The organism is Brevibacillus sp. AG (genome assembly GCF_028369215.1).
GTDB lineage: Bacteria > Bacillota > Bacilli > Brevibacillales > Brevibacillaceae > Brevibacillus > Brevibacillus porteri.
Map to the genome: position 1 here is coordinate 40775 of NZ_JAQMYO010000010.1, position 12912 is coordinate 53686.

Annotated in this window: 13 protein-coding genes; 10 read left to right on the forward strand and 3 right to left on the reverse strand. The window is 48.3% G+C overall.

The genetic code is table 11. The annotated features are described in order from the left end of the window. Positions 1-66: 66 nt before the first annotated feature. Positions 67-1215 (reverse strand): MFS transporter, encoded by a 1149-nt coding sequence (locus POF51_RS24225; RefSeq protein WP_017247895.1) that lies wholly within the window; start codon positions 1213-1215, stop codon positions 67-69. Positions 1216-1385: 170 nt separating this feature from the next. Between POF51_RS24225 and POF51_RS24230 the strand changes: the two genes are divergently transcribed. The 5 genes from POF51_RS24230 to POF51_RS24250 all read left to right on the forward strand — a co-directional run bounded on the left by POF51_RS24230 (position 1386) and on the right by POF51_RS24250 (position 4499). Beyond that, a complete protein-coding gene (locus POF51_RS24230; RefSeq protein WP_069852233.1) occupies positions 1386-1937 on the forward strand; it encodes a helix-turn-helix domain-containing protein in 552 nt (183 codons plus the stop codon). Between the two features lie 31 nt (positions 1938-1968). Beyond that, positions 1969-3057 carry a M24 family metallopeptidase gene (locus POF51_RS24235; protein ID WP_069852235.1) on the forward strand — a complete coding sequence of 363 codons (1089 nt, stop codon included), beginning with the start codon at positions 1969-1971 and terminating at the stop codon, positions 3055-3057. Continuing rightward, the gene (locus POF51_RS24240) at positions 3058-3597 is read left to right on the forward strand and encodes a GNAT family N-acetyltransferase (protein WP_083261741.1); all 540 of its coding nucleotides are present in this window, start codon (positions 3058-3060) and stop codon (positions 3595-3597) included. Positions 3598-3805: 208 nt separating this feature from the next. Next, positions 3806-4237: an acetamidase/formamidase family protein gene (locus POF51_RS24245; protein WP_271756253.1), complete on the forward strand. Its 432-nt coding sequence runs from the start codon at positions 3806-3808 to the stop codon at positions 4235-4237. Positions 4238-4280: 43 nt separating this feature from the next. Further along, the gene (locus POF51_RS24250) at positions 4281-4499 is read left to right on the forward strand and encodes a hypothetical protein (RefSeq protein WP_271756254.1); all 219 of its coding nucleotides are present in this window, start codon (positions 4281-4283) and stop codon (positions 4497-4499) included. A gap of 173 nt (positions 4500-4672) precedes the next feature. Here the strand turns inward: POF51_RS24250 and POF51_RS24255 are convergent, their stop codons facing one another. Further along, a complete protein-coding gene (locus POF51_RS24255) occupies positions 4673-6271 on the reverse strand; it encodes a peptide chain release factor 3 (RefSeq protein ID WP_017247887.1) in 1599 nt (532 codons plus the stop codon). Positions 6272-6457: 186 nt separating this feature from the next. Between POF51_RS24255 and POF51_RS24260 the strand changes: the two genes are divergently transcribed. From POF51_RS24260 to POF51_RS24280, 5 genes are all read left to right on the forward strand, one after another. Then, positions 6458-7978 (forward strand): carboxypeptidase M32, encoded by a 1521-nt coding sequence (locus tag POF51_RS24260; RefSeq protein WP_017247886.1) that lies wholly within the window; start codon positions 6458-6460, stop codon positions 7976-7978. A gap of 177 nt (positions 7979-8155) precedes the next feature. Beyond that, positions 8156-8875 carry a 3-ketoacyl-ACP reductase gene (locus tag POF51_RS24265; RefSeq protein WP_069852239.1) on the forward strand — a complete coding sequence of 240 codons (720 nt, stop codon included), beginning with the start codon at positions 8156-8158 and terminating at the stop codon, positions 8873-8875. 208 nt (positions 8876-9083) lie between these two features. Beyond that, on the forward strand, positions 9084-9233 hold the full coding sequence (locus POF51_RS24270) for a hypothetical protein (RefSeq protein ID WP_016739809.1): 150 nt from the start codon (positions 9084-9086) through the stop codon (positions 9231-9233). Between the two features lie 115 nt (positions 9234-9348). Then, complete coding sequence (locus POF51_RS24275; RefSeq protein ID WP_069852242.1) at positions 9349-9924, forward strand: mismatch-specific DNA-glycosylase; 576 nt, start codon at positions 9349-9351, stop codon at positions 9922-9924. 73 nt (positions 9925-9997) lie between these two features. Beyond that, positions 9998-10987 (forward strand): phosphotransferase, encoded by a 990-nt coding sequence (locus tag POF51_RS24280; protein ID WP_069852244.1) that lies wholly within the window; start codon positions 9998-10000, stop codon positions 10985-10987. Positions 10988-11046: 59 nt separating this feature from the next. On the opposite strand, the gene POF51_RS24285 is transcribed toward POF51_RS24280, so the two are convergent. After that, the gene (locus tag POF51_RS24285; RefSeq protein WP_069852247.1) at positions 11047-12912 is read right to left on the reverse strand and encodes a bifunctional homocysteine S-methyltransferase/methylenetetrahydrofolate reductase; all 1866 of its coding nucleotides are present in this window, start codon (positions 12910-12912) and stop codon (positions 11047-11049) included.

The following is a 12912-nucleotide window of genomic DNA, read 5'->3' on the forward strand; positions in this document are numbered from 1 at the left end:
TGGAAACGAAAAAAGACCCCCTGCTTACTAAGCAGAAAGTCCTTCTACTCTCTATTTTTAATCCACTTAGCGCGGAACCCCGCTTAACAAGAATCGATGTAGTCCCCCGATCAGACACACGCCAGCTGTTACAAAAAACGCAATGAAGTAGGAATGGTGCCAATTCCCCAGCAAGCCTGCCAATATTGGGCTCAATACCGCTCCGATCGACAATACCGCTGAGTAAATACTAAACACACTCCCGTATTGCTCTCGGGGTGAATGTACCGTCAAAATGGTCGCAAAAGCTGGGAACAGCATCCCAAAGCACGCCCCGAAGAAAAACATCATGACGTGAATCGGAATCGCCAAGCCGATTGCGAGGGCGTACAGAAGAAGGCTAAGCACACCCAATCCAGCAAACGTTCTCGTCTCTACGGGGACGCGATGCAGCCAAAACTGGCACAGAATCGCTAGTGCCCCCAAACCTTTCAAACTGAACAAGATGCCAGTAACTGCGGGGGACAGCCCTTGTTTTTGGATGAGCAAAGGCACTTCATAGATGATTGTTCCTTGGGCGTAAATGATCGCAAATCCTCCAAGAAACGCAGGGTACAGCATGCGATTTTCCAGGATAGCGGTAAGGCTCTGCTTGCCCCCACCTTTGATCCGTGGCGTGGACGGCGTGCTTCCCTCTACTCTTTGGGGCAACATCATCCAAGCGAAAACGCCAGCAATGATCATCATGTAGCCGAGAATCACGAATGATTGACCATAGCCGAACTGCACCGCCAAAAAGCTACCGACTGCCGGGGATACGATACCTGCCGAGGTAAGGACCAATCCCTTTTTACCCATGATTTCGCCCTGCTCAAGTGCCGTCTTCCCTGTTTCTCCGAGCAAGGCAGAACAAGCAGGGGATACAAACGCCATCAAAAACCCGAGCATCAGCCGAAAGGTAAAAAAACCTGCGGTATTTTGCACGATGCCTTGGCCAATCAGCATCACACCAGCCAAAATCAATCCACCTGCGATAAACCATTTTTTCGGATAGCGATCGAGAAAAGGTCCTGCGAGCAGATTGCCTGTCAAATTGCTGATCGCATATCCGCCGAGCACGAAGCCGATCATCGCAGCGGATACACCCAATACGTTTAAATACGGCGCAAGAAGTGGCGTCTGCGCGTGCATGTCAAAGGCAACAAGAAACAAAACCACTAACAGGAGAGCCCTCAAAGCATTCCCTTCCTCTCTAACGGCCTATCTTTGTCCCAGTATATGAAGGGAATGGTACAAGTAGGATAAGAAAAGAATAGAGAAAATTCGGAATAAATGTAGCGTTTATTTTCGTATTACCGTAATATTTACTGTAATACGGTAATTGTTTTTGGTCAGGAGGTGACTTTTTGGAGCACGTTTACAAAAAAATACGAGCGCTTCGTATACAGCAGGAGCTTACTTTAAAGGATTTAAGTGAGAAATCAGGATTCTCCGTCAGTTTCTTATCACAAGTAGAGCGTGGTAACAGTTCGCTCGCGATTACTTCTCTGCAAAAAATTGCGGAATGTCTGGGTGTCCCCATTACGTACTTCTTTGAAGTAGAAAAAGATATCACGTACCACACTCCCATTGAAAAGCGTCAAACGTTGCAGATTGAAGGTTCACCTGTGAAGTACGTTCGAATCGGTGGGAATTTCCCCGATAGGGCGCTTGAACCCCTCCTCAACGTGTTGCCACCCGGACAGATGAAGCATGTCGCCTTTCAGCATCCAGGTGAAGAGTTTTATTACGTCCTAAAAGGATGTGTCACCATCGTCGTCGACGGAACAGAATACCATCTCGAACAAGGAGACACGATCCACTTCCCTTCCTCTCTCCTTCATACGTGGTACAATCCTTCCACTGTTGAAGAAGCCGAGATCCTGTCCGTTTTGACGCCTGTCATTTTTAGAACCTAACATTGTCTACCAATAAAAAAGGGTGATCTGGATGCAAGAAAGACTGGAAAAGCTGCACGCGTATATGGAAAGCAGGAAACTGGACGCGTTGATTATTACGCATCCCAAAAACGTGTATTACTTTACCGGATTTTTGACAGAGCCACATGAACGTTTCATGGGCCTCATTTTGGTGAGAGGCGAGTCCCCCTTCCTCTTCGTTCCACTTCTGGACGGTGAAAAAGCACGGGAGGCTTGTCCTGCCATTATGATTTACACCCATGACGATTCACAGAATGCACTTACTGTGCTTCAGCATTTGCTGCCGACTCCCCTCTCTCACATTGGTGTGGAGAAGAACCATTTGACAGCGAAAACATATGAGGCACTCGTATCGATCGTGCAAGCTACAGAAGCAGTGGATGTCGGAGAATTGCTGGGCAATATACGTGTGGCTAAGGATGCATCTGAAATCGCGACTATCAAGCGAGCTATTTGGGTGATGGAGGAATCCCTACGCCGTACGCTCCCTCTGATATCCATAGGGATGACGGAACTGGACGTCGTCGCAGAGCTCGAATACCAGATGAAAAAGCTAAAAGCCCAAGGTCCATCCTTTTCAACGATTGTACTAGCTGGAGAAAAAGCAGCACTGCCCCATGGCGACCCGGGGACACGTGTGATTCAGGCGGGTGAAGTTTTGTTGATTGACGCAGGGGTGTATGTCGATGGGTATGTATCGGACCTGACTCGTACTTTTGCAGTTGGTCAACTGGGTGCAGAATTGCTAGATATGTACGATACGGTCTTGCAAGCGAATCTGGCTGGGATACAAGCCGTTCGACCAGGAGCTCTGATCGCAGAGGTTGACCTAGCTGCACGAGGTGTCATTGCGGACCGGGGCTATGGAGAATTTTTCATCAATCGTGTAGGGCACGGAATCGGATTGGAGCTTCATGAGGCCCCGTACGTTCACAGCCAGGCAGTTGGAGAACTCATCCCAGGCATGGTTTTCACGATTGAACCGGGCATTTATAACACGAAGATCGGTGGCATCCGCATTGAAGACAATGTGCTCGTCACGAAGGATGGCGTAGAAGTATTGACGTCTTTTCCCAAAGAGCTGCAAATCATCGGATAAATGAAAAAAGAAATGGCTGGTGTCGTTCCTTTGAAAGTGCTAGAAACAGATCGTCTCATCCTCCGCTGGCAAACTGCCGAAGACGCTAATTTTGTCTTGAAACTGATGAATGAGCCTTCTTGGATTCGATTTATTGGCGATCGTGGTCTTCGTACGCCAGAAGACGCCCGCAACTATATTTTGAATGGTGCTGTCGCGATGTACGCGAGTCATGGCTTTGGTCTGTATTTGGCAGAGCTGAAGGAAGGAAATGTTCCGATCGGTTTATGTGGACTGATCAAGAGAGATTCGCTGGAGGATGTCGATATCGGCTTTGCCTTACTGCCCGCATACTGGGGCACAGGCTACGCGTTTGAGGCAGCCTCTGCCGTTCTTACCCACGGAAAAGAAGTTGTCGGCTTAAAGCGCATCGTAGCAATCACTAACCCCGATAATACATCTTCTGCCAATCTTTTAAAGAAAATCGGCCTGCAAGATAAAGGGATGATTACCCTTCCAAATACTACGGAGGCAGTCAAGTTTTTTGCCATCGAGTTCTAGTCCATACTGTCCAAATGAGTCGTGGAAATGGTGAAATGGATTAGACTTCCGTTGTCAAAAGAAAATAAAGTATTAGACACTAGTCAATATTACATCGAGAAAACTTGGAAAAGATACCAAAAGGGATTTTATCCTCCATACTGAGAATTATTATAGACAAATATTCGGATATTTGACTTTAAACATTCCAGGAAAGGCAGTGAATGAAATGGCTATACATACGTTTCAACCGCAACTGTATTACAACAATATCGGCTCTTATGAACCGGCGCTGGTTATAAACGACGGCGACACGGTTATCACCTCTACCATCGATGCAAGAGGATGGGATCACATGGGAGAAAGCGTTGCCCCCAGAGGAAATCCGATGACGGGTCCCTTCTACGTGGAAGGCGCACAACCCGGTGATGTGTTGGAGGTTAAGCTGGAATCGATGACGCCAAACCGGGACTGGGGATGGACATGCAATGTGCTTGCGCCTAACGTAGTCGATCCGCTGACAGCTACAACATTGCCCACTCTGGAAATAGTCCGCTGGCAGGTGGATGCTGCGCAGGGTATAGCGCGGTTAGAGAAGCCGACACCCGGTTTAGAATACCTGAACCTGCCGATTCGTCCGTTTTTCCGTCCGTGTGCATAAGGGCAAGACGATAAAATGGCCTAGGGTGGAGTCCGACACTCACTTGTCTTGCATCGGCAACGTCAGACCGCTCGAACAAGCGCTTCAGCACGCAACTACTGAAATGCTCTCCTTGCTAGTTGAAGACTATGGGCTCTCGGTAAATGAAGCAAGCCTGCTGCTCGGCCAAGTCGTCGAATATGAGGTGGCCAACGTGTTCAATCCCGCTTACAGTGTCGCCTGTAAAATTCCAAAAGCATATTTACCTGTTCGCAAATCCTAGCCTGCTCAATCAATAACACCAGTCTACTACTTTATTTTCTTTGAACATCCGTATTCGTTGTACTTAAACAAGTGGATACCTGTGTCGCCTGTGCCAAAGTAAATGTCGTGCAAGACAGGCAACTGCAAAGAGGGCCTCACCGTAATCGGGAGGCCCTGCATTTCTTTTTTCAATTAAGAATGAACGGATTTCAAACCAAGAGAACTCTCGTGGAACTTGATATTCGAGTACTTATCCATCGCAACACGCAGCTGGTACTCGCTCTCAAACAGCATAACGGGACGGCCATAACGGTCAGAAACGGTTCTGTTCTTCACAGCATCGAGGTCTGCTTTCTCCCCTTCGAGCCAGCGAGCGATTTGATACGGCATACGAGTCAACATGATGTCTACCCCGTACTCGGCTTTCAAACGGTATTCCAGTACCTCGAACTGAAGCACACCTACCACGCCAAGAATCAGCTCTTCCATCGGATGGGTACGGAATAACTGCACCGTTCCTTCCTCGGTCAACTGCATGATCCCTTTTTGGAATTGCTTGTGCTTCATCGCGTCCTTCACCATCACCTTGGAGAAAAACTCTGGCGAGAAGTGCGGCATTTCTTCGTACTCAAACGTTTTTCCAACACAGAGTGTATCACCGATCTGGAAAATGCCCGGGTCAAAAAGACCGATGACATCTCCCGCGAACGATTCATCGACTATTTCGCGGTCCTGTGCCATAAACTGTACTGGCTGCGCCAATTTGATGTCTTTGCCAAGACGGACGTGCTTGACTGACATTCCCCGCTCAAACTTTCCGGAGCAAATACGCAAGAAAGCGATGCGATCTCGGTGAGCTGGATTCATATTGGCTTGGATTTTGAAGATGAAGCCGGAGAACGCGTTCGTATACGGATCGATCAAGCCTTCTGTACTTTTCTTCGCAGAAGGTGCTGGCGCCATTTGCAGGAAGTTATCAAGGAATGTTTGTACACCGAAGTTGTTGATGGCACTACCGAAGAAAACAGGTGTCAGTTGTCCTTTGTTGATCAGTTCAGGATCGTATTCATCTCCCGCAACATCCAGCAGGGAGATTTCGTCCTGCAATTGCTGCCACAGTTCTTGACCGACACGATCACCGATTAGTGGATCTTCTGCTCCTTCTACAGGGAAAAAGGAAATATCCTCGTGCTGTGTATTGTTTTGATACAGCTCGACACGAGACTTCATGCGGTCAAATACACCGCTGAAATAGCTACCCATCCCAATCGGCCAGTTCATCGGATAAGAACGAATACCCAATACGCGCTCAATTTCTTCCAAGAGCTCGAATGGGTCTTTACCGTGACGGTCCAGCTTGTTCACGAACGTAAAGATCGGAATACCCCGCATCCGACAGACCTTGAACAGCTTGATCGTCTGTGCCTCTACCCCTTTTGCTACGTCGATAATCATCACAGCAGCGTCAGCAGCCGTCAGCGTACGGTACGTATCTTCACTGAAGTCCTGGTGACCAGGTGTATCCAAAATGTTGATGTGGTGTCCGTTGTATTCGAAATCCATCGCACTGGACGTTACGGAGATTCCACGCTTTTTCTCGATCTCCATCCAGTCGGAGGTAGCGTGCTTGGAATTTTTGCGCCCTTTGACCATCCCTGCTTCACGGATGGCTCCGCCGTAGTAGAGCAGCTTTTCCGTCATTGTCGTTTTACCCGCATCCGGGTGGGAGATGATGGCGAAGGTACGGCGTTTTGCTATCTCATTTTCCCATTGGGGATTGGATTGACTCATCTTCATTCTCCTGTCATCGCAAATAAGTAACACATTCGTTTCCTCTACGATTATACCGACAAATGCTTGTCGCATCCACCTAGTAATTTTTCATTAAACCGTTATAATATTCAGTAGTAAAAATTTTTTGACTGCATGACTTACATATTAATTACCAGAATATTACAATTTTACAGGAGGAACCCTATGTCAACGACTGTGGAAACACGTACGGCCGAATTCCGTGACTATGTGAAGAAAATAACCAGCTACACGCAAGCACTGAACGTTCTTTATTGGGACAAGGCTACACAAGCGCCTCGCAATGGAATGGATGCCCGTTCTGAAATCATCGGGACTTTGGCTGGCGAGCAATTCAAGCTGGCGACGTCTAAAGAAATGGAAGCGCTTTTGACGGAACTGAGTGAGCCATCTGTCCTCGAAACATTGGATGAAATTACCCGTCACAGTGTGCTGGAATGCAAAAAGGAATTTGACCGCAACAAAAAAATACCTGCTGACAGGCATCAGGAGTACGTCGTGCTGACCGCCAAAGCAGAAACGGTGTGGGAAGAAGCTCGTGCCAACAACGATTTTTCCATGTTCCAACCGTACCTTGAGAAAATCGTGAACTTTCAGCTCGAGTTCATCGAGTATTGGGGTCATGACGGTAAAAACAAGTACAACACCCTCTTGGACATGTATGAGCCTGGCATGACTGTCGACCAGCTCGATCCGATCTTCGCCACCTTGCGCGAGAAAACTGTCAAGCTGGTAAAAGCAATCGCCGACTCCCCGAACAAGCCAGACACATCATTTTTGACGAAAAACTTCCCTGTGGCAGACCAAGAAGCATTCAGCCGTTATATCCTCGAGAAAATCGGGTACGACTTCAAGTCTGGCCGCATGGATCGCAGTGCGCATCCGTTCTGCACCACCTTCAATCCTGGTGATGTCCGCATTACGACGCGCTACGCTGAAAATGATTTCAACTCTGCGCTCTTCAGTTGTATTCACGAGGCTGGCCACGCGATGTACGAGCAGAACATCAATCCTGACCTGCTGTTCACTCCTCTGTGCGATGGTACCTCCATGGGGATTCACGAATCTCAATCCCGCTACTGGGAAAACATGGTCGGACGCAGTCTGCCGTTCTGGAATCACTTTTTCGCGGACTTGCAAAAAGCGTTCCCTACTCAATTCGAAGGTGTGTCTGTAGAAGACCTGCATCGTGCGGTTAACGCTGTTACTCCTTCCTTTATCCGTACGGAAGCAGATGAGTTGACGTACAACCTGCATGTCATGATCCGCTACGAAATCGAGAAAGGCTTGATCAATCAAACCATTCAAGTGGCTGATCTGCCAAAAATTTGGAACGAAAAAATGAAAGAATACCTGGGTGTCGAGCCACCGACAGATGCACTGGGTGTGCTTCAGGATGTACACTGGTCAGGCGGAATGATCGGCTACTTCCCTACTTACTCGCTGGGTAATGTGTATGCGGCACAATTCGTCCACGTTATGGAGAGTGAGATCAACGGCTACGAAGAACTGATCGCAAAAGGCGATTTCGCTCCAATCCGTGAGTGGCTCAAGGAAAAAATCCATCAGTACGGTAAAATGAAGAGCCCTCGTGAACTCGTTCAAGCGATTACAGGCGAAGGTACAAATGCGACTTACTTGATGAATTACCTTGAGAAAAAATACACAGACGTATACAAGCTGTAAGCAGTTATCCCTTTGCTATCCAATGTTCTCCCTGCTCAGGGAGGACATTTTTATTTTGTAAAGTTACCTTTCGTAACCTACGTACATAAAAGTGCATCCTTCCCCTCGAGGATAAATGCTAGTACACTGCACAATATACATGAGATTCCTATTGTCTTGAAAAAGGAGTGTTATCGATTGGCTATCGATCTAAAAGGAAAAACCGCAATCATTACAGGAGCAGGTAAAGGCATCGGTCGCGCTACTGCAATTGCTTTGGCAAAAGAAGGCGTGAATCTCGGCCTCTTGGCTCGCTCTGAGGAAAATTTGAAGCAAGTAGCGAAGGAAATAGAAGCATACGGCGTGAAGGTCGCGATTGCGACAGCAGACGTTTCCAACTATGATGACGTCACGACAGCCGTTACCTCTATCAAAAATGAATTGGGTCACATTGATATCCTGCTCAACAATGCTGGCGTCGCTAAATTCGGTAAATTCCTGGAGCTTGAAACGAGCGAATGGGAACAAATCATCCAAGTCAATCTGATGGGTGTGTACTACGTCACTCGCGCTGTACTCCCTGGCATGATTGACCAAAACTCCGGTGACATTATCAACATCTCCTCCACTGCTGGACAAAAAGGAGCTCCTGTCACCAGCGCGTATAGTGCATCCAAGTTTGGTGTTCTTGGCCTGACTGAATCGTTGGCTCTCGAAGTGCGCAAACACAACATTCGCGTAACGGCGCTTACGCCTAGCACAGTAGCAACCGATATGGCCATTGACTTGGGTCTGACCGACGGAAATCCTGAAAAGACCATGCAGCCTGAGGATATTGCTGAGTTCGTGGTTAGCCAGCTGAAGCTGAACAAACGCATCTTCGTGAAATCCGCTGGACTGTGGTCCACCAATCCATAGAAATGGCACGGCAAAAAAGCGAAAAGAGTCCGTTCGTACAGGCGGATTTCTTTACGCTTTTTTTCGAAGCCCTGTGAAATCGCTTCCTTTTTGTTCACGTTCTATCCACGATTTCTTCACGCCTTATTCACACCTGCCCAACCAAAAATGCCCTCACCTGGAGTATGATGAACATGTAAAACATTTCCACAAAGTGGAGGGTATCCTTATGATACAAATGCTGTCGAATTGGTTGTGGGGGAATGAAGAACAAGAAGTCGTTCCATTCGAGACGAAAAGATACGTCCGGAATGAAATGGAGCAATTCACGTTCAATGAGCCACAGCAAGTGCTGCCGTATCCGCTTCCCCAGTTATAAGATCCAATACTTGATCCAATATAACCTGAAGCTGCCGAATCTGGCAGCTTTTTTTGCTCCTTTCTGAAAGCGCTCACTGATGTGCTACAATGTGGTAAACAGGAGGGGTTCGCTTTTGGTCGAGTTCACAGAAAAATGGTTGCCCACATACATTCGCCGCGATTTGGCGGTCTTATTTTGCGGTATCAATCCAGGGCGTATATCAGCTACGACGGGTTTCCACTACGCCAATCCAGCCAACCTGTTTTGGCGTGGATTGTACGAAGGCGGCCTGACACCTCACAAGCTCTTGCCCGAGGAAACCGCTACCCTCTTAGACTACAACTACGGTATTACCGATCTGGTATCACGCCCTACCCGCTCCGCAACAGACCTGCGCAACGAGGATTATGCCACAGGGGCAGAGCTGTTCGTCCAAATGATCCAGACTTACCGGCCTCGTGTCATTTGTTTTAACGGCATTACTGCTTTTCGTCACGCGACTGGACAAAAAAAAGAAGCCATTTCACTGGGGCTGCAGCCACTCAGGTACTTTGGGACCGAAGATTGGTCTGGCAGCTATGTGTTTGTCGTCCCGTCTACCAGTGGGGCTAACGCATCTTTTACACGTGAGGAACGAATCGCCAAGTTTAGTGAGCTGAGTCATTTTTTACGCGAGATGAATTGGCACCCTCTTCCCGCGCCTAAGTAGATCCTTTCGTGTCAACCACTCCTCTTCTTCCATACAATACTTGTAGCTCTGTACGCAAGGAGGGGCATCAGCAGTGGACGACCTCATCAAAAAAATCCAGAACAGATACGACATGACCGTTCTGCATCACAAAACCATTCGGGATACATCCAAATCATTCGTCATTTACTTGGAAACAACCAATGGCAAATTCATCGGAAAAGCTTTCCCTCTGCAAAAGGAACGTTTACATTTCATTCTGAATGCAGAAGCGTATTTGCGCAAAAACGGCGTACTCATCCCCGACATTCAACGAACCAAAAATAATAAGCGTTACATCACTCATAAGGAAAATCTTTTCGTTCTGCACCAAAGGCTATCCTGGCCAAATATTGCGTATAACTCCCCTATTCGAATGGAACGGATCGGCATGGTATTAGGCAAATTTCATGCGAGGTCGCTCGGTTTTTCCTCCAACCATGGCATCCTTTACAATGGCGCAGAAAAATGGTCCGTGGAGTACAAAACAGATTTAGCTGCCATTGAGAAGTGGGAGCTTCGACACGCTGGGAAGAATGATCAAAAATACACTGCGCTCGCGGAATATCTTCCTTTTTTTAAACAAGCCGGGATCACAGCCAAGGAACATTTGATATCCTCTCCATACTTCTCGAAATGGAAAAAGGAACCCCTAAGCAATCACTATCTCTGTCACGGAGATTTTAACAATGGGAATTTGCTCGTCAGTAATCAAAGAATTGCAATCATTGACTGGGAGGATGTTCGTTACGATTTTCCGTCCAAAGACATTGCCCGTGTGCTATCCCTTGCGATGCGAAAAAATGAGCAGTGGAACGAAGAATGGTTCTCTCATATATTGAGTGGCTATCTCCAAGAAAATCCCCTATCGATAGAACAACTGCATTTGCTCTTTGTCGATCTCTCTTTCCCACATATCATTGAACGTTTCTTACGCAAGAAGCTGTATGCCCAGATGAGCCTTGCTGAGATTCAACAGTTTTGCAATCGGGAAGCTCTCAAGACCGCCTATATGTTAGACGAGATGAAGGCCCATGTATATTAGACGCACGGCTATAGCCTGTCTATACACATAGGCCTTCCCTATTTTACTGATGTATACCGCTAAGTCTGAGCCAGCTTCACTAATGAGCTTTGCTGACGAGTGTATTGAATGAGCTCTGCCGCCATCTCGTAATAATTGAAGGGTGTAATCAGATAGATGCCATTGAAGTAACGAACGGCCGTGTCGACCAATTCCTTCGCGATTGCAATCCCTTCCTGGCGGGCGGCCTCCCCCTGTACCTTTTTCATCCGTTCCAGAGCTTCTGTCGACAGCTTGATTCCCGGCACTTCATTATGCAGGAACTCCGCATTGCGCGAGCTGGTCAACGGCATGATCCCGATAAAGACAGGAATGCCGATATGCTTCGTCGCCTCGTATACATTACGGATGGACTCAGCATCGTACACAGGTTGTGTCATAATGTAGTCCGCGCCTGCCTCGACCTTTTTTTCCAAGCGGGCAACGGCAGCATCCATGTTTCGGACATTCGGATTAAAGGCCGCGCCCACGATGAACTGGGCTTTTTGCTTTAACGGACGTCCTGAGAACGAAACGCCTTCGTTCAACTGCTTCACCATGCGAATCAGATCAAAAGAGGTCACATCAAATACCGAGCTGGCACCTGGCAAATCCCCAAAGCGCGATGGATCCCCAGTAATCACCAATATTTGGTCGATCCCCAAAGCGTGCAGCCCCATTAAGTGCGATTGCTGCCCAATGAGATTGCGGTCCCGGCAAGCGATGTGTAAGAGCGGATCGATTCCATGTCTGCTCTTCATGAGTGCCCCGAGAGCCATGTTGCTCATCCGCACTGTCGCCAACGAGTTATCCGCCAACGTAATGGCGTCCGCTCCTGCTTTGTGCAGCTCGCAGCATCCGTGGAGAAACTGGTCTGCATCCAGATCACGCGGCGGATCAAACTCGACAATGATCGTCGTTGCTGTTTTTACGCGCTCGACAATGCTTGGTTTCTCCCTCTCCCTCGTGTTCTGCACAGAAATCGAAGGACGATCACCAGCTACGATGGTCGGGTTCACACGCGCTTGCGGCTCAAGTGACTCAAGTGCATCCGCAATCGCCTTCACATGTGCAGGTGTGGTTCCGCAGCATCCGCCAATCAACCGTACCCCCTGCTCACGCAAGCGAAGCGCACTCTGTCCAAAATATTCAGGTGACGATTTAAAAGCGTATTCTCCGTCAGTCATCCCCAGACGCCCCGCATTCGGGAATACGGATAAAAGTGCATCTTCTGGAATCACTGTATTTTCAAACGAGCGTAGCAATTCAGCGGGACCAAGGCGACAGTTTAGTCCGATCACGTCAGCGCCTGCGGCTTTCAGCTCGGAAAAAGCATCTGTCAAAGCGTAGCCATCACGTGTGCGTCCTACTTCCAGAGTGGCTAACTGCGCGATTACAGGGACATCTGTGAGCGGACGGATTACCTCGATCGCCAGAAGCAGCTCCTCCAAGTCCACGAACGTCTCCAAAATCAGTCCATCTACGCCCGCATGCAACAAAGCAATCGCCTGTTCCTCATACTGGTCACGGTATTCGTCCAAAACCTTTTTCTTCACCCGTCCAGCCAAAATCGATCCGATGCTCCCAGCCACATAAGCATCATCCTGTGCGGCTTCCCGTGCAATGGCGACTGCTAGCCGGTTAATCCGCGCTACCTTATGCTCCAGACCGTAACGGCTCAATGCATCTCGGTTGGCAGAATACGTATTTGTCTCCATGAAACGTGCACCGGCCTGATAGTAAGACGTATGAACTTCATGTACCAAGCGCGGGTTGGATAAACACAGCTCTTCAAAGCTGACGCCAACCGGGACGCCCAGCCCGTGCAGCTGGGTCGCCATCGCACCATCTCCGACTAGCAGGTGGTCTTTCAAATAGGCTCGTAAATCTTTCTTTCTCGTCGTCAA